This is a genomic window from Pseudonocardia autotrophica (assembly GCF_003945385.1).
In the GTDB taxonomy this organism is placed as follows: domain Bacteria; phylum Actinomycetota; class Actinomycetes; order Mycobacteriales; family Pseudonocardiaceae; genus Pseudonocardia; species Pseudonocardia autotrophica.
Genome location: NZ_AP018920.1, coordinates 3,810,153 through 3,831,208, shown reverse-complemented (window position 1 = coordinate 3,831,208; position 21,056 = coordinate 3,810,153). Strand labels below are relative to the sequence as shown.

At 74.5% G+C, this 21,056-nt stretch carries 20 protein-coding genes; 14 read left to right on the top strand and 6 right to left on the bottom strand.

What is annotated here, in order from left to right; genetic code table 11:
• The first annotated feature begins 56 nt into the window (after positions 1 to 56).
• From Pdca_RS17850 to Pdca_RS17840, 3 genes are all read left to right on the top strand, one after another.
• Positions 57 to 542 carry a MarR family winged helix-turn-helix transcriptional regulator gene (locus Pdca_RS17850; RefSeq protein WP_085911148.1) on the top strand — a complete coding sequence of 162 codons (486 nt, stop codon included), beginning with the start codon at positions 57 to 59 and terminating at the stop codon, positions 540 to 542.
• Between the two features lie 154 nt (positions 543 to 696).
• The gene (locus Pdca_RS17845; RefSeq protein ID WP_085911147.1) at positions 697 to 1,137 is read left to right on the top strand and encodes a MarR family winged helix-turn-helix transcriptional regulator; all 441 of its coding nucleotides are present in this window, start codon (positions 697 to 699) and stop codon (positions 1,135 to 1,137) included.
• On the top strand, positions 1,134 to 2,423 hold the full coding sequence (locus tag Pdca_RS17840; RefSeq protein ID WP_197719753.1) for an MFS transporter: 1,290 nt from the start codon (positions 1,134 to 1,136) through the stop codon (positions 2,421 to 2,423). The genes Pdca_RS17845 and Pdca_RS17840 overlap by 4 nt, the downstream gene beginning before the upstream one ends.
• Here the strand turns inward: Pdca_RS17840 and Pdca_RS17835 are convergent.
• Together Pdca_RS17835 and Pdca_RS17830 are read right to left on the bottom strand one after the other, a co-directional pair.
• On the bottom strand, positions 2,364 to 3,287 hold the full coding sequence (locus Pdca_RS17835; RefSeq protein ID WP_085911146.1) for a LysR family transcriptional regulator: 924 nt from the start codon (positions 3,285 to 3,287) through the stop codon (positions 2,364 to 2,366). The genes Pdca_RS17840 and Pdca_RS17835 overlap by 60 nt on opposite strands.
• A gap of 86 nt (positions 3,288 to 3,373) precedes the next feature.
• On the bottom strand, positions 3,374 to 3,898 hold the full coding sequence (locus Pdca_RS17830) for a mycothiol transferase (protein ID WP_085911270.1): 525 nt from the start codon (positions 3,896 to 3,898) through the stop codon (positions 3,374 to 3,376).
• 62 nt (positions 3,899 to 3,960) lie between these two features.
• On the opposite strand from Pdca_RS17830, the gene Pdca_RS17825 reads away from it, so the two are divergent.
• Positions 3,961 to 6,255 carry a molybdopterin-dependent oxidoreductase gene (locus Pdca_RS17825; protein ID WP_085911145.1) on the top strand — a complete coding sequence of 765 codons (2,295 nt, stop codon included), beginning with the start codon at positions 3,961 to 3,963 and terminating at the stop codon, positions 6,253 to 6,255.
• Positions 6,256 to 6,312: 57 nt separating this feature from the next.
• Here Pdca_RS17825 and Pdca_RS17820 read toward each other — a convergent pair whose 3' ends face one another.
• From Pdca_RS17820 to Pdca_RS17805, 4 genes are all read right to left on the bottom strand, one after another.
• Entirely contained in the window at positions 6,313 to 7,383 is a 1,071-nt protein-coding gene (locus Pdca_RS17820; protein WP_085911144.1) for a Glu/Leu/Phe/Val dehydrogenase dimerization domain-containing protein, read from the bottom strand.
• Between the two features lie 39 nt (positions 7,384 to 7,422).
• Positions 7,423 to 8,949 (bottom strand): dihydrolipoamide acetyltransferase family protein, encoded by a 1,527-nt coding sequence (locus Pdca_RS17815; RefSeq protein WP_085911143.1) that lies wholly within the window; start codon positions 8,947 to 8,949, stop codon positions 7,423 to 7,425.
• Complete coding sequence (locus Pdca_RS17810; protein ID WP_085911142.1) at positions 8,946 to 9,917, bottom strand: alpha-ketoacid dehydrogenase subunit beta; 972 nt, start codon at positions 9,915 to 9,917, stop codon at positions 8,946 to 8,948. Before Pdca_RS17810 ends, Pdca_RS17815 begins: the two co-directional genes overlap by 4 nt.
• A 67-nt stretch (positions 9,918 to 9,984) precedes the next feature.
• Positions 9,985 to 11,046, bottom strand: a complete 1,062-nt coding sequence (locus Pdca_RS17805; protein ID WP_232021028.1) for a thiamine pyrophosphate-dependent enzyme — start codon at positions 11,044 to 11,046, stop codon at positions 9,985 to 9,987.
• 445 nt (positions 11,047 to 11,491) lie between these two features.
• Here Pdca_RS17805 and Pdca_RS17800 point away from each other — a divergent pair, with 445 nt between their 5' ends.
• From Pdca_RS17800 to Pdca_RS17755, 10 genes are read left to right on the top strand one after another with little or no spacing between them, the layout of a single operon-like run.
• On the top strand, positions 11,492 to 12,331 hold the full coding sequence (locus Pdca_RS17800; RefSeq protein WP_085911141.1) for an FAD binding domain-containing protein: 840 nt from the start codon (positions 11,492 to 11,494) through the stop codon (positions 12,329 to 12,331).
• Positions 12,328 to 12,909 carry a (2Fe-2S)-binding protein gene (locus tag Pdca_RS17795; RefSeq protein WP_085911140.1) on the top strand — a complete coding sequence of 194 codons (582 nt, stop codon included), beginning with the start codon at positions 12,328 to 12,330 and terminating at the stop codon, positions 12,907 to 12,909. The genes Pdca_RS17800 and Pdca_RS17795 overlap by 4 nt, the downstream gene beginning before the upstream one ends.
• Positions 12,906 to 15,293, top strand: coding sequence for a xanthine dehydrogenase family protein molybdopterin-binding subunit (locus tag Pdca_RS17790; RefSeq protein ID WP_085911139.1), 2,388 nt, complete (start codon positions 12,906 to 12,908; stop codon positions 15,291 to 15,293). The genes Pdca_RS17795 and Pdca_RS17790 overlap by 4 nt, the downstream gene beginning before the upstream one ends.
• A complete protein-coding gene (locus tag Pdca_RS17785) occupies positions 15,290 to 15,628 on the top strand; it encodes a hypothetical protein (RefSeq protein WP_085911138.1) in 339 nt (112 codons plus the stop codon). The genes Pdca_RS17790 and Pdca_RS17785 overlap by 4 nt, the downstream gene beginning before the upstream one ends.
• On the top strand, positions 15,625 to 16,638 hold the full coding sequence (fgd, locus tag Pdca_RS17780; protein ID WP_197719752.1) for a glucose-6-phosphate dehydrogenase (coenzyme-F420): 1,014 nt from the start codon (positions 15,625 to 15,627) through the stop codon (positions 16,636 to 16,638). Before Pdca_RS17785 ends, fgd begins: the two co-directional genes overlap by 4 nt.
• A gap of 17 nt (positions 16,639 to 16,655) precedes the next feature.
• Positions 16,656 to 17,651: an LLM class flavin-dependent oxidoreductase gene (locus tag Pdca_RS17775; RefSeq protein ID WP_085911137.1), complete on the top strand. Its 996-nt coding sequence runs from the start codon at positions 16,656 to 16,658 to the stop codon at positions 17,649 to 17,651.
• Positions 17,652 to 17,676: 25 nt separating this feature from the next.
• Positions 17,677 to 18,138 (top strand): YybH family protein, encoded by a 462-nt coding sequence (locus tag Pdca_RS17770; RefSeq protein WP_085911136.1) that lies wholly within the window; start codon positions 17,677 to 17,679, stop codon positions 18,136 to 18,138.
• On the top strand, positions 18,135 to 18,938 hold the full coding sequence (locus tag Pdca_RS17765) for an alpha/beta fold hydrolase (protein WP_197719751.1): 804 nt from the start codon (positions 18,135 to 18,137) through the stop codon (positions 18,936 to 18,938). Before Pdca_RS17770 ends, Pdca_RS17765 begins: the two co-directional genes overlap by 4 nt.
• Positions 18,935 to 19,879 carry a DUF1028 domain-containing protein gene (locus tag Pdca_RS17760; RefSeq protein WP_085911135.1) on the top strand — a complete coding sequence of 315 codons (945 nt, stop codon included), beginning with the start codon at positions 18,935 to 18,937 and terminating at the stop codon, positions 19,877 to 19,879. Before Pdca_RS17765 ends, Pdca_RS17760 begins: the two co-directional genes overlap by 4 nt.
• A 5-nt stretch (positions 19,880 to 19,884) precedes the next feature.
• On the top strand, positions 19,885 to 21,054 hold the full coding sequence (locus Pdca_RS17755; protein ID WP_232021027.1) for a M20 family metallopeptidase: 1,170 nt from the start codon (positions 19,885 to 19,887) through the stop codon (positions 21,052 to 21,054).
• The last annotated feature ends 2 nt before the right edge of the window (positions 21,055 to 21,056 follow it).

Sequence of the window (21,056 nt, the reverse complement as noted above, 5' to 3'; positions counted from 1 at the left end):
CCGGGCGCCGGTGACGGGTGGCTGGACGCGGCCCGGCGACGGCATACCCTGTAGTGATGGAACAGCCCGGACTCGTTGCGCCGCGGGCGCTCGACGAGCAGCTCTGCTTCGCGCTGCACTCGGCCTCGCGGGCGATGACCGGGTGCTATCGGCCGGTGCTCGACGAGATCGGGCTCACCTACAGCCAGTACGCGGTGCTGCTCGTGCTCTGGGCGGAGGAGAGCATCCCGCAGCGGGAGCTGGGGGAGCGGATGTATCTCGACAGCGGCACGCTCTCGCCGTTGCTGACCCGGCTGGAGAGCCGCGGCCTGATCACCCGGGCCCGCCGCCCCGACGACGAGCGGACGGTCCAGATCTCGCTCACCACGGAAGGGGCGGCGCTGCGGGAACGGGCGGCCGTCGTGCAGGACCAGGTGGTCCGGACCACCGGGATGTCGAGCGAGGAGATCGTTGCGCTGCGCGACGACCTGCAGCGGCTCGCGGCCCGGCTGCGGGCCGGGGCCGACGGCGGCCCGGCCCGGCCCGATCCCGGCACCGACTGATCCCGGCCACCCACTGATCCCAGCGCGAGCTGATCCCGGCCCGGCCTGATCCCGGCACGAACCGATCCCGGCGCGGGGCGGTCCGGTGGGCGTTCCCGCAACGGTATATGCTTGCCGATAGGCAATAACATCGGCGGCAACGAACTGGAGCGCGATGAGCGGCCTCGATCCCGACGAGCTCGTCCGGCTGCGGGTGGTCCTCGCCCGGATCACCCGGGGACTGGACCGGCACTCCCGCGGTTCCGACCTGACCCGCACCCAGGTGTCGGTACTCGGCACGGTGGTGGTCCGGGGCCCGATCGGAATGGGCGAGCTCGCCGGGCTGGAGGGGCTCAACCCCACGATGCTGTCCCGGCTGGCCGGCAAGATGGAGGCCGCCGGGCTGCTGGTCCGCGACACCGACCCGGCCGACGGGCGGGCCGTGCGGGTCGCCGCCACCGAGGCCGGGATCGCCGAGCACACCCGTCAGCGGGAGGAACGCGCCCGGTTGCTCGCCGAGCACGTCGACGGGCTCCCGGACGGCCACGCCGAGGGGCTGCGCGCGGCGCTTCCGGCACTCGAGGCCCTGGCGGGCTCGCTCCGAGCTTCCCGGTGAGCGCCCGGACGGCGCTGCGGTCGTACTCGGCACGGACCTTCTCGTCGCTGTCCGGGCGCAACTACCGGCTGTGGTTCGGCGGCCAGTCGATCTCCATGATCGGCACCTGGATGCAGTCGATCGCCCAGTCCTGGCTGGTCTACGAGCTGACCGGGTCGGCGGCCGTGCTCGGCACGGTCGTCGCCGTGCAGACCCTGCCCACCCTGCTGGTCGGTCCCTACGCCGGGGTCTGGGTGGACCGGCTGGACCGCAGGCGGCTGATGATCGGCCTGCAGACGCTGATGGGCCTGCAGGCGCTCGCGCTGGCCGTCCTGACGCTCACCGGCACCGTCGTGCTCTGGCACGTCTACCTGCTCGCCGCGGTACTCGGCCTGAACAAGGCGTTCGAGAACCCGGCCCGGCAGGTGTTCGTGCACGAGCTGGTCGGGCCGGACGACCTGCGCAACGCCGTCACCCTGAACTCGGTACTGGTGAACGCCGCCCGGGCGATCGGCCCGGCGGTCGCCGGGCTGGTCATCGTGGCCGGCGGGACCGGCGTCTGCTTCGCGGTGAACGCGGCCAGCTTCGTCGCCGTGGTGGCCTCGCTGCTGCGGCTCGACGTCTCCGCACTCACCCCGAGCGAACCCACGCCGCGGGCGCCCGGCCAGCTGCGCGCCGGGCTGGCCTACGTCCGGCGCAGCCCGGAGCTGAGCGTCCCGCTGGTGATGATGGCGCTCGTCGGCTGCCTGGCCTACGAGTTCCCGGTGGTGCTGCCGGTCGTCGCCTCCGAGACGTTCGGCGGTGACGCGGGCACCTACGGCTACCTGACCGGTGCGATGGGGGCCGGTGCGGTGGTCGGCGGCCTGATCGTCGCCGGGCGCGGGCGGACCGGGCTGCCCGCGCTGGTCCGGACGTCGCTGCTGTTCGGGCTGTCGATGGCGCTGGTGGCGGTGGCGCCGACGCTGTGGGTCGCGCTGGTGGCGATGGGCCTGGTCGGGATGAGCAGCGTCGCGTTCATGGCCGGCGGGAACAGCACCCTGCAGCTCGCATCGGACTCACACATGCGGGGCCGGGTGATGGCGCTGTGGTCGGTCGCGTTCCTCGGGTCGACCCCGATCGGCGGCCCGATCGCGGGCTGGGTGAGCGAACAGTTCGGTGGTCGCGGCGGGCTGGCGCTGGGCGCCCTGGCCTGCGTCGGCGCCGCCGCGATCGGCTGGGCGGCGAGCCGCCGGGCCGATCGCCGCGGATCAGCGGATCCGGCCACCGGTGGCGATGCGGAGGAGGTCCCGCGCGGTTCCCTGCGGTGAGGTGCCCTGCTGCCAGACGGCGCGGAACTCCCGGGTCAGCTCGACCCCGTGCACCGGCACCTCGAGTAGGAGCCCGGTCGCGATGTCCGCGGCGACGACCATCCGGGGCAGCACCGCCGGGCCGTCCCCACCGCGGACGGCGGCCCGCACCGCGGCGTCGGCCGCCAGTTCCCGGATCGGTGCGGCGACCGGGGAGTCGCCGGCCGCGTCGCGCAGCGCCGCGTCGAGCACCGGCCGGGAGCCGGCCTCGGGCCGCCGGCTGACCAGCGGGGTCCCGGCCAGCCCGGCGCCGTCGATCCCGGGCCCGCCGGCCAGCGGATGCCCGGGTGGCACGACCAGGACCAGGGTGTCGCTCGCGACCGTGGTCGCGTGCAGCCCGTCCAGCGGGCCGCCGGTCTCGACGATCCCGACGACGGCGTCCCCGTCGCGGACCGCGGCCGCCGGGTCCGCGGTGTCGAGCAGGGTGATCCGCCCGCCCGGTCCGTCGCGCAGCTCCACCAGCCAGCCGGGGAGCAGCGACTCGGCTGCGGTCGGGCCGGCGGCGAGGACGACCGCGTCCGTGCCGTCGTCCGGCGGGCGCAGGGTGGCGACCGCGGCGTCCAGGTCGTGGGCCGCGTCGAGCACCGGGCCCGCCCACTCGACGAGCAGCACCCCGCGCGGGGTGAGCCTGCTCGACCGGCGCCCGCGCCGGCCGCGCTCCAGCACCGGGGTGCCGACCAGCTGTTCCACCGACCGGACGCGGGCCGTCGCGGCCTGCACGGACAATCCGAGTTCGTGTGCGGCGGTGCCGAGGTTGCCGGTGCGGGCGATCGCGACGAGCAGGGCGAGCCCGGTCAGGTCGGGGACGTGTACGGGTGCGGCCATTCCGATCAGCGTAGGCGGCGGCACCGCGGCCCCGGACGCCGGTGACGCCGGCGGGCCGGTGCGGCGCGCAATCGGCCGGGGACCGATCAGCGTCCGAACAGCCCGCGCAGGTAGGCGGCCTGACCGGCGTGCTGCAGATCGTCACCGAGCACGCTGACCAGCCGCGCGCCCAGGGTGACCCCCTCGCCGTAGGTGGGCGGCAGCACCCGGGCGAGATCGGCCTCGGTGATCGAGACCATGTGCGACACGGTCCTGGCGTGCACCGCAGCGCCGTACCCGGAGAGCAGCTCGGCGCTGGTGCGGACGGCGTCGACCTGCTCCCTGGTGTGCTGGTAGCCGGTCTCGTGCGGATCGAGTGCGAGCCCGAACCGCTCGACCCAGCCCTCGTCGATCCAGACCTGCCCGGTGCCGAACGCCTCGGCCAGGTGATCGTCCTGCACCCGCAGCAGGTGCCACACCAGCCAGCCGATCGGGTTGGCCGCTCCGTCGGCGCCGTCCGGGCGGCGGGCGAGATCGTCCTCGGTGAGCCCGTCGACGATCTCGTGCACGAGCTCGTCCACCCGGCCGAAGTGGTCGGTGAGCAGGTCGGCGGCGGTCAGTGTGTTCGTCATGAACACAGCTTCCCCCGCGATCCCTTCCGCATGCGGGCGCACGCCGCATAGCGTGGAGCCCGGTGACCGAGATCGAGAAGACCCACAGTGCCCACTGGGGCGTGTTCCGCGCCCGCTACGACGGCGATCGGCTGCGGGTGCGCCCGCACCCGGGCGACCCGGATCCGTCGCCGGTGCTGGACAACATCCCGGCCGCGGTCGCGCACCCGGCCCGGGTGGGGGCCCCGGCCGTCCGGCGCGGCTGGTGGGAACGCGGCCCCGGCCGTGATCCCGCACGCGGCCGGGACGACTACCTGACGGTGTCCTGGGACGCGGTGCTGGACCGGCTCGCCGAGGAGACCCACCGGGTCCGCACGACCCACGGCGACGCCGCCGTCTACGGCGGGTCCTACGGCTGGGCGTCGGCCGGGCGGTTCCACCACGCCCAGGGGCAGCTGCACCGCTTCCTCGCCGTCACCGGCGGTTACACCCGCTCGGTCAACACCTACTCCGGCGGCGCTGCGGAGGTGATCCTGCCGCAGGTCCTCGGTGCGTTCGACTCGGTCAGCCGCAACGCGGTCACCTGGGACGCGGTGGCCGCGCACACCGACACCGTGCTGGCCTTCGGCGGGATGGCTCTGAAGAACTCGGCGATCGCCGCCGGTGGGGTGAGCCGGCACGTCGAGCGTGGGGCGATGCGCGCCGCCCGCGATCGTGGCGCGGTGTTCGTGCTGGTCAGCCCGCTGCGCCCGGACCTCCCGGAGGAGGTCGACGCGACCTGGCTGCCGATCCGCCCGGGCACCGACGTGGCGTTGATGCTGGCGTTGATGCACACCGTCACCGCCGAGAACCGGCACGACGGCGACTTCCTCGACACCCACTGCGACGGCTGGGAGCAGCTGCGCGAGTACCTGTTCGCGGCGCCGGTCAAGGACGCCGACTGGGCCGCCGAGATCACCGGCATCGACGCGTCCGCGATCCGGGAGCTGGCCTGGCGGATCGCCTACGGGCGGACGCTGGTCACCGTCGCGCAGTCGCTGCAGCGCGCGGAGCACGGCGAGCAGCCGGTGTGGGGCGCGACCGCGCTGGCCGCGGTGCTCGGCCAGATCGGGCTGCCCGGCGGCGGCTTCAACTACGGCCTCGGCTCGCTCGGCCACTACGGCAGGCTGCGCAACGCCGTGCCGGTGCCGACCTTCTCCCGGGTGCCGAACCCGGTGTCGTCGTTCATCCCGGTGGCCCGGGTCGCCGACATGCTGCTGCACCCGGGGGAGACCTACGACTACAACGGTGCCGAGCACACCTACCCGCACGTGCGGATGGCCTGGTGGGCCGGCGGCAACCCGTTCCACCACCATCAGGACCTGCGCAGGCTGCGCCGGGCCGTCGCCGAGCTGGACACCTTCGTGGTGCACGACCCGATGTGGACCGCCACCGCGCGGCACGCCGACGTCGTGCTGCCCTCCACGACCACCCTCGAACGCGATGACATGGGTGCCACCAGCTCGGATCCGCTGCTGGTCGCGATGAAACAGCTCGTCCCGCCGCGCGGCGAGGCCCGCGACGACTACGACGTACTCGCGGCGCTCGCGCACCGGCTGGGCCACGGTGATCGGTTCACCGAGGGCCGGACGTCGCACGAGTGGCTGGTGCACATGTACGACCGCACCCGCAAGGCACTCGCCGACCGCGGGCTCGACGCACCCGACTTCGACGAGTTCTGGGAACGCGGCGAGCTGGAGCTGCCGCAGCGCCCGGACGACGGCGGGGTCCTCGGCCGGTTCCGCGCGGATCCCGCGGCGCATCCGCTGCCGACCCCGTCCGGCCGGATCCAGGTCGGCTCGGCGCCGATCGCCGGCTACCGCTACTCCGACCACCCCGGGCATCCGGCCTGGCTGGAGCCCACCGAGGCACCCGACGAGCGGCACCCGTTCTGGCTGGTGTCCAACCAGCCCGCGACCCGGCTGCACTCGCAGCTGGACTTCGGCGCGCACTCCAGCGGATCGAAGCGGTCCGGGCGGGAGGTCGTCCGGATCCACCCGGACGACGCCGCCGGCCTGGGGATCTCCGACGGCGACGTGGTCCGGCTGCACAACGACCGCGGTGCCTGCCTGGCCTCGGCCCGGGTGACCGAGGACATCCGGCCCGGCGTGCTGCAGTTGCCGACCGGAGCCTGGTGGGACCCGCGTCCGGACCCGGAGCGCCCGGACGCCGGCGACGACGCGCTCTGCGTGCACGGCAACCCGAACGCGCTGACCCGTGACCACGGCACTTCCCGGCTGGCCCAGGGCTGCACCGGTCAGCTCTGTGCCGTGGCGGTCGCGCCGTACCCGCACGAGCCCCCGGAGGTCACCGCACACACCCCGCCGCCGCTCGGCTGATCACCGATCGGGAACCGCGACGGTCGCTCAGCGAACGCCCCGGTTCCCGATCGGTGATCATGCGCGGGCCGTGCGGTCTCTCGCCGCGGCGAGCCGGCGGTCGGCGAGTGCGGTGGCGGCGGTCAGGGAGTCGACGCCGTCGGCGTCCGCCGCGGCCAGGATCTCCGCGGTGGTGCGGCCGATCACCGCCAGCCGGTCGCCGAACTCGGCGACGCCCCGGATCTCGGCCTCGCAGGAGATCAGCCCGCCGGCGTTGGCGACGAAGTCGGGCACGTAGTCGATCCCGCGCTCGCGCAGCCGCAGCGCCTGCTCGTCCCCGGCCAGCGCGTTGTTCGCGGCCGGGACGACCGCCCAGGCACGGAGCCGGTCGACCCGCTCGGCGTCGAGGACCAGGCCCGCCGCGGCCGGGCAGACCAGATCGACGTCGGCGAGCAGCACGTCGGTGCCGTCGGCCGGGAGCGCACCGAGGCGGGTCACCGCGTCCCGTACCCGGGCCGGGTCGAGATCGTCGACCAGCGTGCGGGCGCCCTCGGCGCGCAGCAGCTCGACGATGTGCCGGCCGACGTTCCCGACGCCCTGCACGGCGACCGACAGCCCGGCCAGCGAGTGGTGCCCGCGCCGGGCGGCGACCGCCCGCATCGCGGTGACGACGCCGGCCGCGGTGGACGGCGACGGATCCCGCTCGGCGCTGGCTACGACCGGGGTGTGCTGGGCGATCACCCGCAGGTCCTCGGGGCCGGTGCCCATGTCGGCGGCCGGGATGTAGCGGCCGCCGAGCAGCCCGATCGCCCGGCCGTGCGCGGCGAGCAGCGCCGCGGTCTTCTCGGTCCGCGGATCGGCGTTGATCACCGACTTGCCGCCGCCGAGCGGCAGCCCGGCCAGCGCCGCCTTGTAGGTCATCGCCCTTGCCAGGCGCAGCGCGTCGGCGGCGGCGGTCTCGTCGTCGGGGTAGCGACGCACCCGGACCCCGCCCAGGGCGGGCCCGAGCGAGGTGTCGTGCACCGCGATGAAGCCGCGTGGCCCGCCGGCCGGGTCCCGGCTGACGAGCAGCTGCTCGAACTCCTGCTCGGCGAAGGTGGTGAGCGCGGTCGGCGCGCCCGGGGTCCTGCGGTCGATCAGTACGGTCATGGCTCCTTCTTCGTGGGGCGAGACGGATCCGGGCGGCGCTCAGGTCAGCGCCAGTTCCCAGGTGGGGTCGGTCAGCACCGCGCCGATCCGGGCGAGCACCCGGCTGGCGAGCTCTCCGTCGACGAGCCGGTGGTCGAACGACAGCGACAACCGGGTCGTCCAGCGCGGGACGACGTCGTCGCCGACGACCCACGGCCGCCTGCGGAACGCCCCGAGGCACAGGATCGCGGCCTCGCCGGGGTTCAGGATCGGGGTCGCGGCGTCCACCCCGAACACCCCGATGTTGGTGACGGTGAGGGTGCCACCGGTCAGGTCGGCGACCGGGGTGCGGCCCGAGCGTGCGGTCGCCACCAGCGCGTCCAGTGCGCGGGCCAGGCCGGGCAGGTCCAGCCGGTCGGCGGCGGCGATGTTCGGCACGATCAGCCCGCGGTCGGTGGCTGCGGCGATCCCGAGATTCACCGCGGCGTGCTGCACGATCTCGGCGGTCTCCGCCGACCAGCGGGCGTTGATCTCCGGGTGGGCGCGGACGGCGGCGAGCACCGCCCGCGCCACCACCAGCAGCGGGGTGACCCGGCTGCCGGCGAGCCGCGGATCGTCGCGCAGCCGCGCCACCAGCTCGACCGTCCCGGTCACGTCGACGTCGAGGAACTCGGTGACGTGCGGGGCGGTGAAGGCGCTGCGGGTGACGGCGTCCGCTGTGGCCTTGCGTACGCCGCGGATCGGGGTGCGGAGCTCGCCGTCCGGCGTGGCGGGGCCGAGGGCGAGCCCGGCCGTGAAGTGGCCCAGTACGTCCTCGCGCAGCACTCGCCCGCCCGGTCCGGTGGCGGCCACCGAGGCCAGCGGGATGCCGAGCTCGCGGGCGAGCCTGCGCACGGCGGGTGCAGCCGGTGGGGGCGCGGTGCCGTTCCGGGCCGGCTGCGGCCCCGGCCCCATGGACGCCGGCCCCGCGGCCGCCGGTTCCACAGACGTCCGCCCCGCAGACGCCGGCCCCACGGTTTCCGGCCCCGCGGGCACCGGTGCGGCGGGCTCGGGATCCGGCACCGTGGTGGCGCCCCGTGCGAGGGCCGGAGCCCTCGCCGCCGGCGCGTCGCCCGACGCACCGGCGGCCGCCGCGTCCCGGATGCGCCGCCGCCTGCGGCTCGGCTCGGCCCGCGGACCGGGCCCGACCAGCACCGCGGGCTGCTCGGCCGGCTCGGCAGGGTCGTCGAGGGCAGTGGCAGTGGCAGTGGCAGTGGCGGGGGCAGAGGCATCGGCGGTGGCATCAGGAGTGGCGGGGGCGAGGGCGGGCTCGGGCGAGCCGGGCCCGTCCGCCCCGGCGAAGCGCAGCAGCACCGCGCCGACCGCGATCGTCTCGCCCTCCGCGGCGCACAGCTCGGCGACCGTCCCGGCGTGCGGGCTGCTCAGCTCGACCAGCGACTTCGCGGTCTCGATGTCGGCCAGTGGATCGTTGACCCCGACGATGTCGCCGGGGCCGACCCGCCAGGTGACGATCTCGGCCTCGGTCAGGCCCTCGCCGACGTCGGGCAGCCGGAACTCGGTACCGGTGTGTGTGGTGGAGGTGCTCATGCGGGATCCAGGGTTCGGTCGACGGCGTCGAGCACGCGATCGAGATCGGGCAGGTACTCGTCCTCCAGGCGGGCCGGCGGATAGGGCGCGTGGAACGCGCCGACCCGCAGCACCGGGGCCTCGAGATCGAAGAAGCAGTGTTCGGTCACCGCCGCGGCGATCTCGGCACCGAGCCCGAGGAAGGTCGGGGCCTCGTGCGCGACGACGGCGCGCCGGGTGCGGCGCACCGAGGCCAGCACGGTGCCCAGATCCAGCGGGGACAGCGTCCGCAGGTCGACGACCTCCAGGTCGTGCCCGTCCTCGGCGGCGGCCTCGGCGGCCGCCAGACAGACCGCGACCATCCCGCCGTAGGTCAGCAGGGTGAGATCGCGCCCCGGCCGGACCACCCGGGCCCGGTCCAGCGGGAGAACCGACGGATCGGCCGGATCGGTGGCGACGTCGCCGGTCGCCCAGTAGCGGCGTTTCGGCTCGTAGAACAGCACCGGATCGTCACCGGTGACGGCCTGGCGCAGCATCCAGTGCGCGTCCTGCGGGGTCGAGCAGTAGACCACCCGCAGGCCGGCGGTGTGCGCGAAATACGCCTCGTTCGACTCGCTGTGGTGCTCGACGGCGCCGATGCCGCCGCCGGCCGGGATCCGGATCACCACCGGCAGCCGGACCGCGCCCGCGGTGCGCGCGTGCAGCTTGGCGAGCTGGGAGACGATCTGGTTGAACGCCGGGTAGGCGAAGCCGTCGAACTGGATCTCGCAGACGGGGCGGTAGCCGCGCATCGCCAGCCCGATCGCGGTGCCCACGATGCCGGACTCGGCCAGCGGGGTGTCGAGCACGCGTGCCTCGCCGAAGTCCTTCTGCAGTCCGTCGGTGACCCGGAAGACACCGCCGAGCCTGCCGACGTCCTCGCCCATCACGAGTACCGCCGGATCGTCCTCCAGGGTGCTGCGCAGCGCGTCGTTCAACGCGCGGACCATTGTGGATTGCCTGGTCACAGGGTTGTCCTCGTCGTCGTCGGGCCGCGGTGGCCCGGAACAGGGGGAGTCAGTCCAGGAAGGACGCCGCGTAGGCGGCGTGCGCCGAACGCTCGGCGTCGACAGTGGCCGAGCCACCGGCCAGCACGTGCGCGAACACCGAGTCGATCCCGGGTGCGGCCAGTGCCAGGCAGTCGGCGCGGACCTGCGCGGCGAGCTCGTCGGACTCGCGGCGCAACTCGTCGGAGAACGCGGTGTCGGTCCAGCCGCGGCGCCCGAGCAGCCGCTCGACCCGGGTGATCGGGTCGCGGGCGGTCCAGCCGGCGAGCTCGGCGTCGTCCCGGTAGCGCGACGGGTCGTCGGACGAGCTGTGCCCGCCCATCCGGTAGGTGAGGGCCTCGACCAGTACCGGCCCGGACCCGGACCGGACGGCCGCGGCGGCCGTGGCGGTGACGGCGTGTACGGCGAGCACGTCGTTGCCGTCGACCAGGTGCGCGTCGACCCCGAAGCCCCTGGCCCGCTGGTGCAGTGGCGCGCGTTGCTGCAGCCGGGCCGGGGTGGAGATCGCGAACTGGTTGTTCTGGCACAGGAACAGCACCGGAGCGGACGTCGTCGCCGCCCAGTTCAGCGCCTCCGAGGCGTCGCCCTCGCTCGCCGCGCCGTCACCGAGACAGGCCATGACGATCTCGTCGGCGCCGTCGCGCTGCACGCCCATCGCGTACCCGACGGCGTGCAGCAGCTGGGCGGCGAGCACCAGGGTGTACACCCCGAACCGGTGCTCATCGGGATCCCAGCCGGCGGCCGAGCAGCCGCGCCACTGGGAGAGCAGGCCCGCGGGCGGAATTCCGCGGCACAGCGCCGCGGCGTGCTCGCGGTAGCTGGGGAAGATCCGGTCGCGGTCGTCGAGCGCGGTCACCGCGCCGACCTGGGCGGCCTCCTGGCCGCGGCACTGCAGCCACAGGCCGAGCTCGCCCTGGCGTTGCAGGTGCAGGGCCTCCTCGTCGAGCCGGCGGGCCAGCACCATGCGGCGCAGCAGATCACGCACGAGCGGGGCGTCGACGTCGAGCGGGTGATCGGGATGGTCGGTGAGCTCACCGTCGGGGGAGAGCAGCTGGACAGGGGTCTCGGACACGGGCACACCTCGTGGGTGATGACGGGACGGTGTCCGGCGGGGTGTGCCGGACACCGTCAGCGTGCGCATCCGGCGGAGCACAGGTCCAGACCGCGCGGGAGCGAACCGTGCCCGTCGCGCGGCGCACCGCGCGGGAACTGGCCACGGTGCACATGCCGGGCGCCGGCGAGCTGGGCACGGTGGCCAGATGATCGCCGTACCGGTGCGTCCGGCCCTGTGCACCGGCGAATCCGCCGGGCGGGGGTGGACGACCGGCGCCGCGCCCACCCGGCCACCCACCAGGGCGTCCCGCCGCGCGTTGAGCACCGTGCACATCCCGGCCGCCGGAGGTTTGTCCGCGGCGCCGAAGCGGCGCGACTGCCGTCACTCCTAGTTTCGGTTCTCGCCACCGATCGGACATCGCGCCGTCCACCACCACGTGGCGTCCCCGTCCCTGGGAGGTTCCATGCGTCCTGCCCCGTTCCGGTATCGGGAACCCCGTTCCCTCGACGAGGCGTGCGCCGTGCTCGCCGCCGAGCCGGGTGAGGTCGCCGTGCTCGCCGGCGGCCAGAGCCTGGTGCCCCAGCTCAACGCCCGTACCCGCACCCCGCAGCTCGTGCTCGCGATCGGCCGTGTCCCGGAACTCGGCGGTGTGACGCTCGACGACGACCGGCTGCGGATCGGTGCGGCCGTGACGCAGCGTGCGGTGCAGCGCGATCCGCTCGCCGCCCGGGTGCCGGTGCTGGCCGAGGCGCTCGGGCACGTCGGGCACGTCCCCACCCGCAACCGCGGCACCGTCGGCGGGAGCATCGCGTTCGCCGATCCGGCCGCGGAGCTGCCGCTGGTGCTGCTCGGGCTGGGCGGCAGCGCGGTAGCGCACTCGGCGTCCGGGGAGCGGCGCATCCCGGCCGCGGAGCTGTTCACCGGCCCGTTCCGGACCAGCCTGCGCCCGGACGAGCTGCTCACCGCCGTCGAGCTGCCGGTCCCGGCCCACCCGTGGGTGTTCGAGCAGCGGCACTTCCGGCGGCACGCGAAGGTCTCCGTGGTCGCCGGGCACGACGCGGGCGGCGCGCTCGTCGTCGCCGTGACCGGTGTCGGCGAGACCCCGGTGCTGGTCCCCGTTCCGGACACCGGCGACGTCGCCGCGGTCGCGGCCACCGCGGCCGATCTGGTCGTCCCGAACGGCGACCGCTACGGATCGGTGACCTACCGCCGCCGGTTGGTCGCCGTGGCGGTCACCGCCGCGCTGTCCCGGATCGCCCCCGATCCCGCCCGCCACACGCCCTCCCGGGAGGACGCCGCATGACCACCACCGACCTGCCACCCACCGCACCGCACCGACCCACCGGTGAACGCGTACTGACCATGCAGGTGAACGGCGAGCCGGTCGCCGCGCTCGCCGAACCGCGGACCAACCTCGCGGACTTCCTGCGCGAACGGGCCGGGCGCACCGGCACCCACACCTCCTGTCACCAGGGCTGGTGCGGGGCCTGCACGGTGCTCGTCGACGGCGAGTCGGCGCGGGCCTGCCTGACCCTGGCGGTCCAGGCGGACCGCGCCGAGGTCACCACCGTCGAGGGCGTCGAGGACCCGGACGGCACGCTCTCGCACTTCCAGCAGGCGCTGATCGAGCACACCGGTTTCCAGTGCGGGTTCTGTACCCCGGGCTTCGTCGTGCTCGGCACCGAGATCATCGCCGAGGCGCGGGCGGGTGCCCGGTTCGACCGGGACGAGCTGATCCGCAGGCTGTCGGCGAACATCTGCCGCTGCACCGGATACGCCGGGATCGTGACCGCCCTGGAATCGGCCCTGGAGTCCCTGGAATCGCTGGAACCGGCCCGGCAATCGGCACCGCGGCACGGGGGCGGGGAGGCGGGCGCATGACCGCCACCGAGCAGACGACCGGCGGCTACGTCGGGCGCAGCATCCCCAGCCGCACCGGTGACCGGTTCGTCCGGGGCGCCGGGCGCTACGTCGACGACGTGCACCACAACCGCGAGGCCACCCTGGTGGTGCTGCGCAGCCCGCATGCGCACGCCCGGATCGTCTCCGTCGACACCTCCGCGGCCCGCGCGATGGACGGCGTCTACGCGGTCGCCACCGGTGCCGAGCTGTTCGAGGAGATCGGGCCCCAGCAGTACCTGTGGGACCTGCCGGGGCAGAAGACCGGGCACGGTCGCCCGCTCACCGTCGACAAGGTGCGGCACGTCGGTGAACCGGTCGCGGTCGTGGTCGCCCGCGATCAGTACGTCGCCGAGGACGCCCGGGACGCCATCGGGATCGTCTACGAGCCGCTGCCCGCGGTGACCACGATGGACCAGGCACTCGCCCCCGACGCCCCGCTGCTGCACGAGGAGTGGGGCGACAACGTGCAGGTGCGGGCGGCCTGGCCGGTCGCCATCCCCGGCCTGCCGGAACCGCCGGACGCCGGTGCCGCGCTCGCCGGCGCGCACACCGTCGTCCGGGAGACCTTCACGACCTCCCGGATCCTCGCGAGCTCGATGGAGACCCGCGGCGTGGTCTGCGACTACGACCCGACCGGGCCCCGGCTGACCATCCACACCTCGACCCAGTCGCCGCACCAGATCCGGGAGGGCGTCGCGGCGATGCTGGGGGTTCCGGAGAACCGGATCCGGGTGATCGCCCCGGACGTCGGCGGAGCCTTCGGGATGAAGGCCGTGCTGTACCCGGAGGAGGCGCTCGTCCCGTACTTCGCGCTGCGGCTGCGCCGCCCGGTGCGGTTCACCGAGCAGCGCGACGAGGCCTTCGTCGCCTCCACCCCGTCCCGGGACCAGCGGATGGAGCTGGAGATCGGGTTCGACGCCGACGCCCGGATCGTCGGGCTGCGCGCCCGCTACCTGATCGACCTCGGCAGCGCCCCGTCGACCTGCGGTGCCGGTACCGGCTGGGCCACCGGCGCCCTGCTCTGCGGGCCGTACGCGGTGCCGGCGGTGGACATCGCGGCGACCGCGGTGGTCACCAACAAGACTCCGCTCGGGGCCTACCGCGGCTTCGGGCAGCCCGAGGCGAACTTCCCGGTGGAGCGGCTGCTCGACATCGCCGCCCCGCAGCTCGGCCTCGATCCGGTGGAGCTGCGCCGGCGCAACCTGGTCCCGCCCGAGGCGTTCCCCTTCACCACCGCCACCGGTCAGCTCCTCGACTCCGGCGACTACCCGGGGATGCTGGGCCTGGCCCTGGACCGGCCCGCCTACCGTGACATGCTGCGCGAGCGCGACGAGATCCGGGCCGCGGGTCGGCCGGCCGGGATCGGGATCGCCTACTTCAACGAGTGCACCAACTTCGGCCCGTCCGGGGTGTTCCCGCTGATCGGGATCACCACCGGCGGCTGGGACGCGACCTCGGCGACCGTCGAGCCGGACGGCCGGGTGCGCGTGGTGTCCAGCCAGACCCCGATGGGCCAGGACCTGGAGACCGCATTCGCCCAGCTGGCCGCGGACCGGTTCGGCGTGCCGCTGGACCACGTGACGGTCCGGTTCGGCGACACCGACTCCAGCCACTACACCGCCTACGCCAGCGGGGCCAGCCGGGCCGCCGGGATCGGCGGGTCCTCGCTGATCCTGGCCGCGGACAAGGCGATCGACAAGATGCGCCGGATCGCCGCGCACCTGCTGGAGGCCGACCCGGACGACGTCGAGCACTCCGGCGGCGAGTTCCGGGTGCGCGGCGCCGGCGCCGCAGGGCTGAGCTACGCCACCGTCGCCGCGGCCGCCTATCAGGGCGGCAACCTGCCCGAGGGGATGGAGCCCGGGCTGGAGACGCTCGGCGCGTTCGACCCGCAGGCGCTCGCGTTCTCCTACGGGGTGGTCGTCGCGCTCGTCGCCGTCGACCCGGACACCGGCCAGGTCGGCGTCCCGCGGATGATCTTCGGGCACGACTGCGGCACCCAGCTGAACCCGCGGATCGTGGACGCCCAGATCGTCGGCGGCGCGCTGCAGGGCCAGGGTGCCGCGCTCACCGAGGAGATCGTCTACGACGAGAGCGGGCAGCCGGGCGCGGTCGGGTTCGCCGACTACCTGATGCCGATCGCCCGGGAGATCCCGGAGCTCGACGTGTTCCACACCGTCACCCCGACCCCGTTCGCGCTGAACGGCGCCAAGGGTGTCGGGGAGAGCGGGGTGATCGCGGCGCCGTCGGCGATCGTGAACGCCCTGCAGGACGCGCTGCCCGCCGGCGCGGCGCCGCTCACCTCGATCCCGGTGCTGCCGGAGCGGGTGCTCGCCGCGCTGGCCACGGAGCCGGCCCGATGAGCCACACCGTCGTCGCCCTGACCACGCTCACCGACGAGAGGGTGCGCGCGGACTACGAGCGCTGGCTGCGCGAGGTGGACGCGCCCACCGCGGCCGCCATGCCGGGGGTGCTCGGGTTCCGGGTGCTGCGCCTGGAGGGCCCGGTGCTCGAGGGCGTCGGCGCTGTCGGGCACCACTACCTGGAGCTGATCGAGGTCGCCGATCTGGACGGTTTCCGCACCGCGATGGCCGGACTCCCGGCGAGCTTCCACGAGGCGTTGCGCACCTACATCGGCGGGATGGACGTGGCACACGCCGCGCCGGTCGTCGACTCGGCCACCGGAGGAGCGGCGTGACCGATTCGGATCCGGTGCTGGGCTACAAGGCCTCGGCCGAGCAGTTCGGCCCACGTGAGCTCGTCGAACTCGCCGTGCTCGCCGAGCAGAGCGGCATGCAGAGCGTGCTGGTCAGCGACCACTTCCAGCCGTGGCGGCACCGGGGCGGGCACGCGCCGTTCTCGATGGCCTGGATCGCCGCCGCCGGCGAGCGCACTTCCCGGGTCACCCTCGGGACCAGCGTGCTCACCGCGACGTTCCGGTACAACCCGGCGGTCGTCGCGCAGGCCTTCGGCACGCTCGGTGCGCTGTACCCGGGGCGGGTGCTGCTCGGCGTCGGCACCGGCGAGGCGCTGAACGAGGTCGCGGTGGGCCGGTCGGAGTGGCCGGAGTTCCGGGAGCGGTTCGCCCGGATGCGCGAGGCGATCGATCTCATCCGGGCGCTGTGGAGCGGCGAGCGGGTCACCGTCGACGGCGAGTACTACCGGACCGTCGACGCCACCGTGTACGACCGCCCCGAGGTCCCGGTCCCGATCTACGTCGCGGCCGGTGGCCCGGTGGTGGCGAAGTACGTCGGACGGGCCGCCGACGGGTTCATCTGCACCAGCGGCAAGGGGATGGACCTCTACACGGAGAAGCTGCAGCCCGCGGTGGACGCGGGGGCCCAGGCCGCCGGGCGGCGGCGCTGCGACGTCGACCGCATGATCGAGATCAAGGTGTCCTACGACCCGGATCCGGACGCCGCCCTGGAGAACACCCGGTTCTGGGCACCGCTGTCACTGCGCCCGGAGCAGAAGCACGGCATCTCCGATCCGCTGGAGATGGAACGGATCGCCGACGAGCTGCCGATCGAGCAGGTCGCGTCCCGCTGGATCGTCGCGTCCGATCCGGACGAGGTCGCCGAGCGGATCCGCCCGTACGTCGACGCCGGCTTCCGGCACCTGGTGCTGCACGCGCCGGGACACGACCAGCAGCGGTTCCTGCAGCTGTTCGACAAGGACCTGGCACCGCGGTTGCGGGCGCTGGGCTGACCCAGGAGTTGAAGATCATGACCAACAGGATCGGCCTGCTGCTCGGCAGCACCACCCCGCCCGAGGACATCGCCCGGCTGGCCCGCGAGGTCGAGGAGCGCGGCTTCGGGGAGCTCTGGATCCCGGAGGACTACTTCTTCCTCGGCGGCATCGCCGCCTCGGCGATCGCACTGGGCGCCACCGAGCGGATTCCGGTCGGGATCGCCGTGGTGTCGTCGATGGTGCGCCATCCCGCCCTGCTCGCCATGGAGGCGGCGACCCTGGCCCGGGCCTACCCGGGCCGGTTCAAGCCGGGGATCGGGCACGGCGTGCCGGCCTGGACCGCCCAGATGGGGCTGACCGTGACGTCCCCGATGTCGGCGCTGCGCGAGACCCTCACCGGGGTGTCGGCGCTGCTGGCGGGGGAGAAGGTCGACGACAGCGGCCGGGTGCACACCTTCAACGAGGTCACCCTCACCCACCCGCCGGCCCAGCCCCCGCCGCTCTACACCGGTGTGCTGGGGGACAAGGGCATCGCCCTGACCGGTGAGCTCGCCGACGGCATCGTCGTGAGCGTGCTCGCCACCCCGGAGTACGTCCGGGCCACCCGGCAGAAGCTGGACGCCGCCGCCGACGCGGCCGGCCGCAGTACCCGGCCCGAGCAGGTCGTGCTGGTCGCGATGAACCTGACCGGTGATCCGGCCCGGGCCGCCGAGGTGCGCGCGCAGATCACCCCGGTGCTGGCCTTCTACATCGCCGCGACCGGCCCGTGCCCGCTGTTCGCCTCGATCGGTGCCAACGACACGATCGCCGACATGATCGCCCGCGGTGGCGCCGAGACGGTCGCCGCCGAGATGCCCGACGAGTGGATCGACGCGTTCAGCGTCACCGGCGGCCCTGACGAGGCCCGCGCCGGCATCCAGGCGCTGCTCGACGCCGGCGCCGACAAGGTCGTCGTCGTCCCGGTGGTGGCCGACAACGCCGAGGAGACCCTCGCGACCGTCGCCGGTCTCGTCCCCGACTTCAGTTCCTGAACCCGACCCCCGGAGGAGATCACCCATGAGCACCCCCGAGCAGGACGCCGCCGCCATCCGGGCCGTCCACGACGGCTGGTTCGCCGCGAACGTCGGCCTCGACGTCGAGAAGATGCTGCCGTTCTTCCCGGTCGGCGACGGCTACCTGCAGTTCAACCTGAACGGCTTCGTCTACCACGGTGCCGCCGACAAGGCGAAGCTGTGGCGCAACCTCACCTCGGTCGGCGTCACCATCACCCGGATCGCGGACCTGACCGAGCCGGACATCCAGGTGTTCGGTGACGTCGCGCTGCTCACCTCGGAGGGCGAGGCCGAGCTGGTGCTGCCGACCGCGACCGGCCGGCTGGAGTCGAGCGGGGCGACCCGGTTCCGCAACACCGAGTTCCTGCGCCGCGACGACGGGGCCGGCAACGCCGATTGGCGGATCTGGCACATGCACATCAGCGAGTTCGCCCCCGAGGGCCAGCTGAAGTACGGCACCGAATGAGCGGCGTCGCGACGTCGACCCGCACCGTGGACGGCCCCGCCGGGCCGCTCACGGTGCGGGTCACCGGTGAGCCGGCCGCCGACGGCGCGCTGGTACTCCTGCACCCGATCAACACCGCGGGCTCGGTCTGGGAGCACGTCAGCGCGGCACTCGACCTGCCGACGGTGGCGCTGGACCTGCGCGGCCACGGCACGTCGACGACGGCCGGGCCGTTCTCGATCGAGGACGGCTGGCTGCCCGACGTCGTCGCCGTGCTCGACGCGCTCGGGCTGCGGACGGTGCACCTGGCGGGCGGCTCGCTGGGCGGGTCCATCGCGCTGGCCGCGGCGGCACTGCACCCGCAGCGGGTGCTCGGCGTCGCGACGTTCGGCTCCACCCTCGGGGTCGGCGCGCCGGACGAGGCGATCGAGGCGATGGTGTCCGAGCTGCGGGCCCAGGGCACCGCCGGCTACTTCGCCGGGCTGCTGCCCGGCATCGTCGGCAGCGCGTTCCGGACCGAGCCGCGGGTCGTCGACGGGCTGGCCGCGGCCGCCGGGACCCGGGACGAGGAGGTCGTCGCAGGGATCCTGCACGGCGCCTTCCGGGCCGACATCCGGCACCTGGCCGGGCGGGTCGGGGTCCCGGTGCTGGCCGCCACCGGCACCGAGGACCCGACCTGCCCACCGGCGATGACCGCCGAGATCGCCGCCGCGACCGGCACCGAACCGGTGTTCCTCGACGGCATCGGGCACCTGCCGATGCTGGAGGTGCCCGAGCGGGTCGCCGCACTGATCACCGAGCACGTGGAGGCCACCCGGTGACCTACTCGATCGTGGCGCGCTGCCCCCGTACCGGAGCGCTGGGGGTGGCCGCCCAGTCGCACTTCTTCGGCGTCGGCCGGCTCGTCGGCTGGACCGAGCCGGGTGTCGGCGCGGCGGCGACCCAGGCGTTCGTCGAGGTCGCACACGGACCCGGCGCGCTGGACCTGATCCGGTCCGGTGCGCCGGCCGCCGACGCCGTCGGCACACTCGTCGCGGGCGACCCGGACGCCGGCTACCGCCAGCTCGGCGTGGTCGACGCCGCGGGCGGCGCGGCCTCGCACACCGGTGACCGGTGCGCCCCGGCGGCGGGTGGCGTGACCGGCGACGGGGTCGCCGTGCAGGGCAACATGCTCGGCTCTGCACAGGTCTGGCCGGCCATGCTGGACGCCTACCACGGCACCTCCGGCGAGCTGGCCGATCGGCTGCTCGCCGCGATGGTCGCGGCCGAGGCGGCCGGCGGCGACGTGCGCGGGTCGCAGTCGGCGATGCTGAAGGTCGTCTCCGGCACCCGCACCGACCGGCCGTGGGAGCAGACGCTGGTCGACCTGCGGGTCGACGACCATCCCGATCCGGTCGGCGAGCTCGGCAGGCTGCTGCCCCGGCAGCGGGCGTTCGACCTGATCGGCGGCGTGATCTTCGAGCGCGGACTGACCCTGGGACCGTTCACCGGGGTCGATGCCGGCGAGCTCACCGACCGGCTGGACGGGCTGGCCAGGGCCGCCGAGCTGCTCGGCCCGGACAACCGGGAGGCGGACTTCTGGCGGGCGCTGCTGATGGCCCGCAGCGGCGACACCGACGGCGCCCGGACGTTGTTCACCGACCTGTTCCGGGCCCGCCCGCAGCTGCGCGGGTTCCTGGAGGGGATCGCCCCGCTCGGCTTCCTGGAGGGGACCGCCTTCCTCGACGACGCCCCGGACCACAGCACCGGCGCTCCGCGGTGACGGCCGTGCACACCACCGCGGACCGGGTCCGGGCGGCGGTCGACACCGGCCGCTGCACCGATCTGACGGTGGCGATGGTGCAGTGCGACACCCGGAACCCGCCGGGCGACGAGACCGCGATCGTCGGGCTGCTGCGCGACGTGCTGCACGGACTCGGCGCGCGCACCGAAGTGTTCGAACCGACCCCCGGGCGGCCGTCGGTACTGGGGACGCTCGGCGCAGGCGACGGCGGCCGCCCGACGCTGCTGGTGAACGGGCACATCGACGTCGTCGCGCTGCGGGCCGAGGACTGGTCGGTGCCGCCGTTCGGCGGGGTGGTGCGCGACGGCCGGGTGTACGGCCGCGGGGCCTGCGACATGAAGGGCGGCATCGCCGCCGCGATCGAAGGGGTCCGCGCCTGCCAGGACGCGGGCGTCGAGCTGCCCTGTGACCTGCAGTTCCACCTGGTCGCCGACGAGGAGACCGGCGGCCGGTGGGGGACCGCCGCGCTGCTGGCGGCCGGCCGGATCGCGGCGGACGCGGCGATCGTGCCGGAGCCGAGCGAGCTCGGCGTCGGGGTCGCCGAACGGGGCGCGCTGCTCGCCGAGGTGCGGGTCCGCGGACGCGCCGCGCACGGCGGCGACCCGGCGGCCGGGCACTCCGCGATCGCCGACGCGGCCCGGCTGGTGGCGGCGCTGCACCTGGCGGACTTCGGCACCGAGCCGCATCCGCTGCTGGGCGACCCGACCTGCAACGTCGGCACCATCTCGGGCGGCTCGATGCCGAACATCGTCGCCGACTCGGCGACCCTGCGCCTGGACCGGCGGGTGCTGCCGGGCTGGACCGAGCAGGAGGTACTGGCCGGTCTCGCCGCGGTGCTGGAGCGAGCCGGGCCCGGGATCGACCACACCGTGCAGACGCTGGCGTTCGTTGAGGGCTCCGAGCTCGATCCGGAGCACCCGTTCGTCCACCGGGTACGCGCCGCGGCCGGCGGCGCGCCGGTGCGCGGATTGAACCTGGGCACCGACGCCCGGTTCCTGCGCAACGCTCTCGGCATCCCGGCGGTGGTCTACGGTCCTGGTTCGATGACCGTCGCGCACACCGCCGACGAGTACGTTCCGATCGACGAGCTGGCGGCGGCCGCCCGCACGTTCGCCGCGGTGTACGCGGGTTTCGGGGTGAGTGCCCCGGCGTGAGG

Coding starts and splice junctions, on each gene's coding strand:
- Pdca_RS17850 (WP_085911148.1), top strand. CDS start 57: ATGGAACAGCCCGGACTCGTTGCGCCGCGGGCGCTCGACGAGCAGCTC.
- Pdca_RS17845 (WP_085911147.1), top strand. CDS start 697: ATGAGCGGCCTCGATCCCGACGAGCTCGTCCGGCTGCGGGTGGTCCTC.
- Pdca_RS17835 (WP_085911146.1), bottom strand. CDS start 3,287: ATGGCCGCACCCGTACACGTCCCCGACCTGACCGGGCTCGCCCTGCTC.
- Pdca_RS17830 (WP_085911270.1), bottom strand. CDS start 3,898: ATGACGAACACACTGACCGCCGCCGACCTGCTCACCGACCACTTCGGC.
- Pdca_RS17820 (WP_085911144.1), bottom strand. CDS start 7,383: ATGACCGTACTGATCGACCGCAGGACCCCGGGCGCGCCGACCGCGCTC.
- Pdca_RS17815 (WP_085911143.1), bottom strand. CDS start 8,949: ATGAGCACCTCCACCACACACACCGGTACCGAGTTCCGGCTGCCCGAC.
- Pdca_RS17810 (WP_085911142.1), bottom strand. CDS start 9,917: ATGGTCCGCGCGTTGAACGACGCGCTGCGCAGCACCCTGGAGGACGAT.
- Pdca_RS17800 (WP_085911141.1), top strand. CDS start 11,492: ATGCGTCCTGCCCCGTTCCGGTATCGGGAACCCCGTTCCCTCGACGAG.
- Pdca_RS17795 (WP_085911140.1), top strand. CDS start 12,328: ATGACCACCACCGACCTGCCACCCACCGCACCGCACCGACCCACCGGT.
- Pdca_RS17790 (WP_085911139.1), top strand. CDS start 12,906: ATGACCGCCACCGAGCAGACGACCGGCGGCTACGTCGGGCGCAGCATC.
- Pdca_RS17785 (WP_085911138.1), top strand. CDS start 15,290: ATGAGCCACACCGTCGTCGCCCTGACCACGCTCACCGACGAGAGGGTG.
- Pdca_RS17775 (WP_085911137.1), top strand. CDS start 16,656: ATGACCAACAGGATCGGCCTGCTGCTCGGCAGCACCACCCCGCCCGAG.
- Pdca_RS17770 (WP_085911136.1), top strand. CDS start 17,677: ATGAGCACCCCCGAGCAGGACGCCGCCGCCATCCGGGCCGTCCACGAC.
- Pdca_RS17765 (WP_197719751.1), top strand. CDS start 18,135: ATGAGCGGCGTCGCGACGTCGACCCGCACCGTGGACGGCCCCGCCGGG.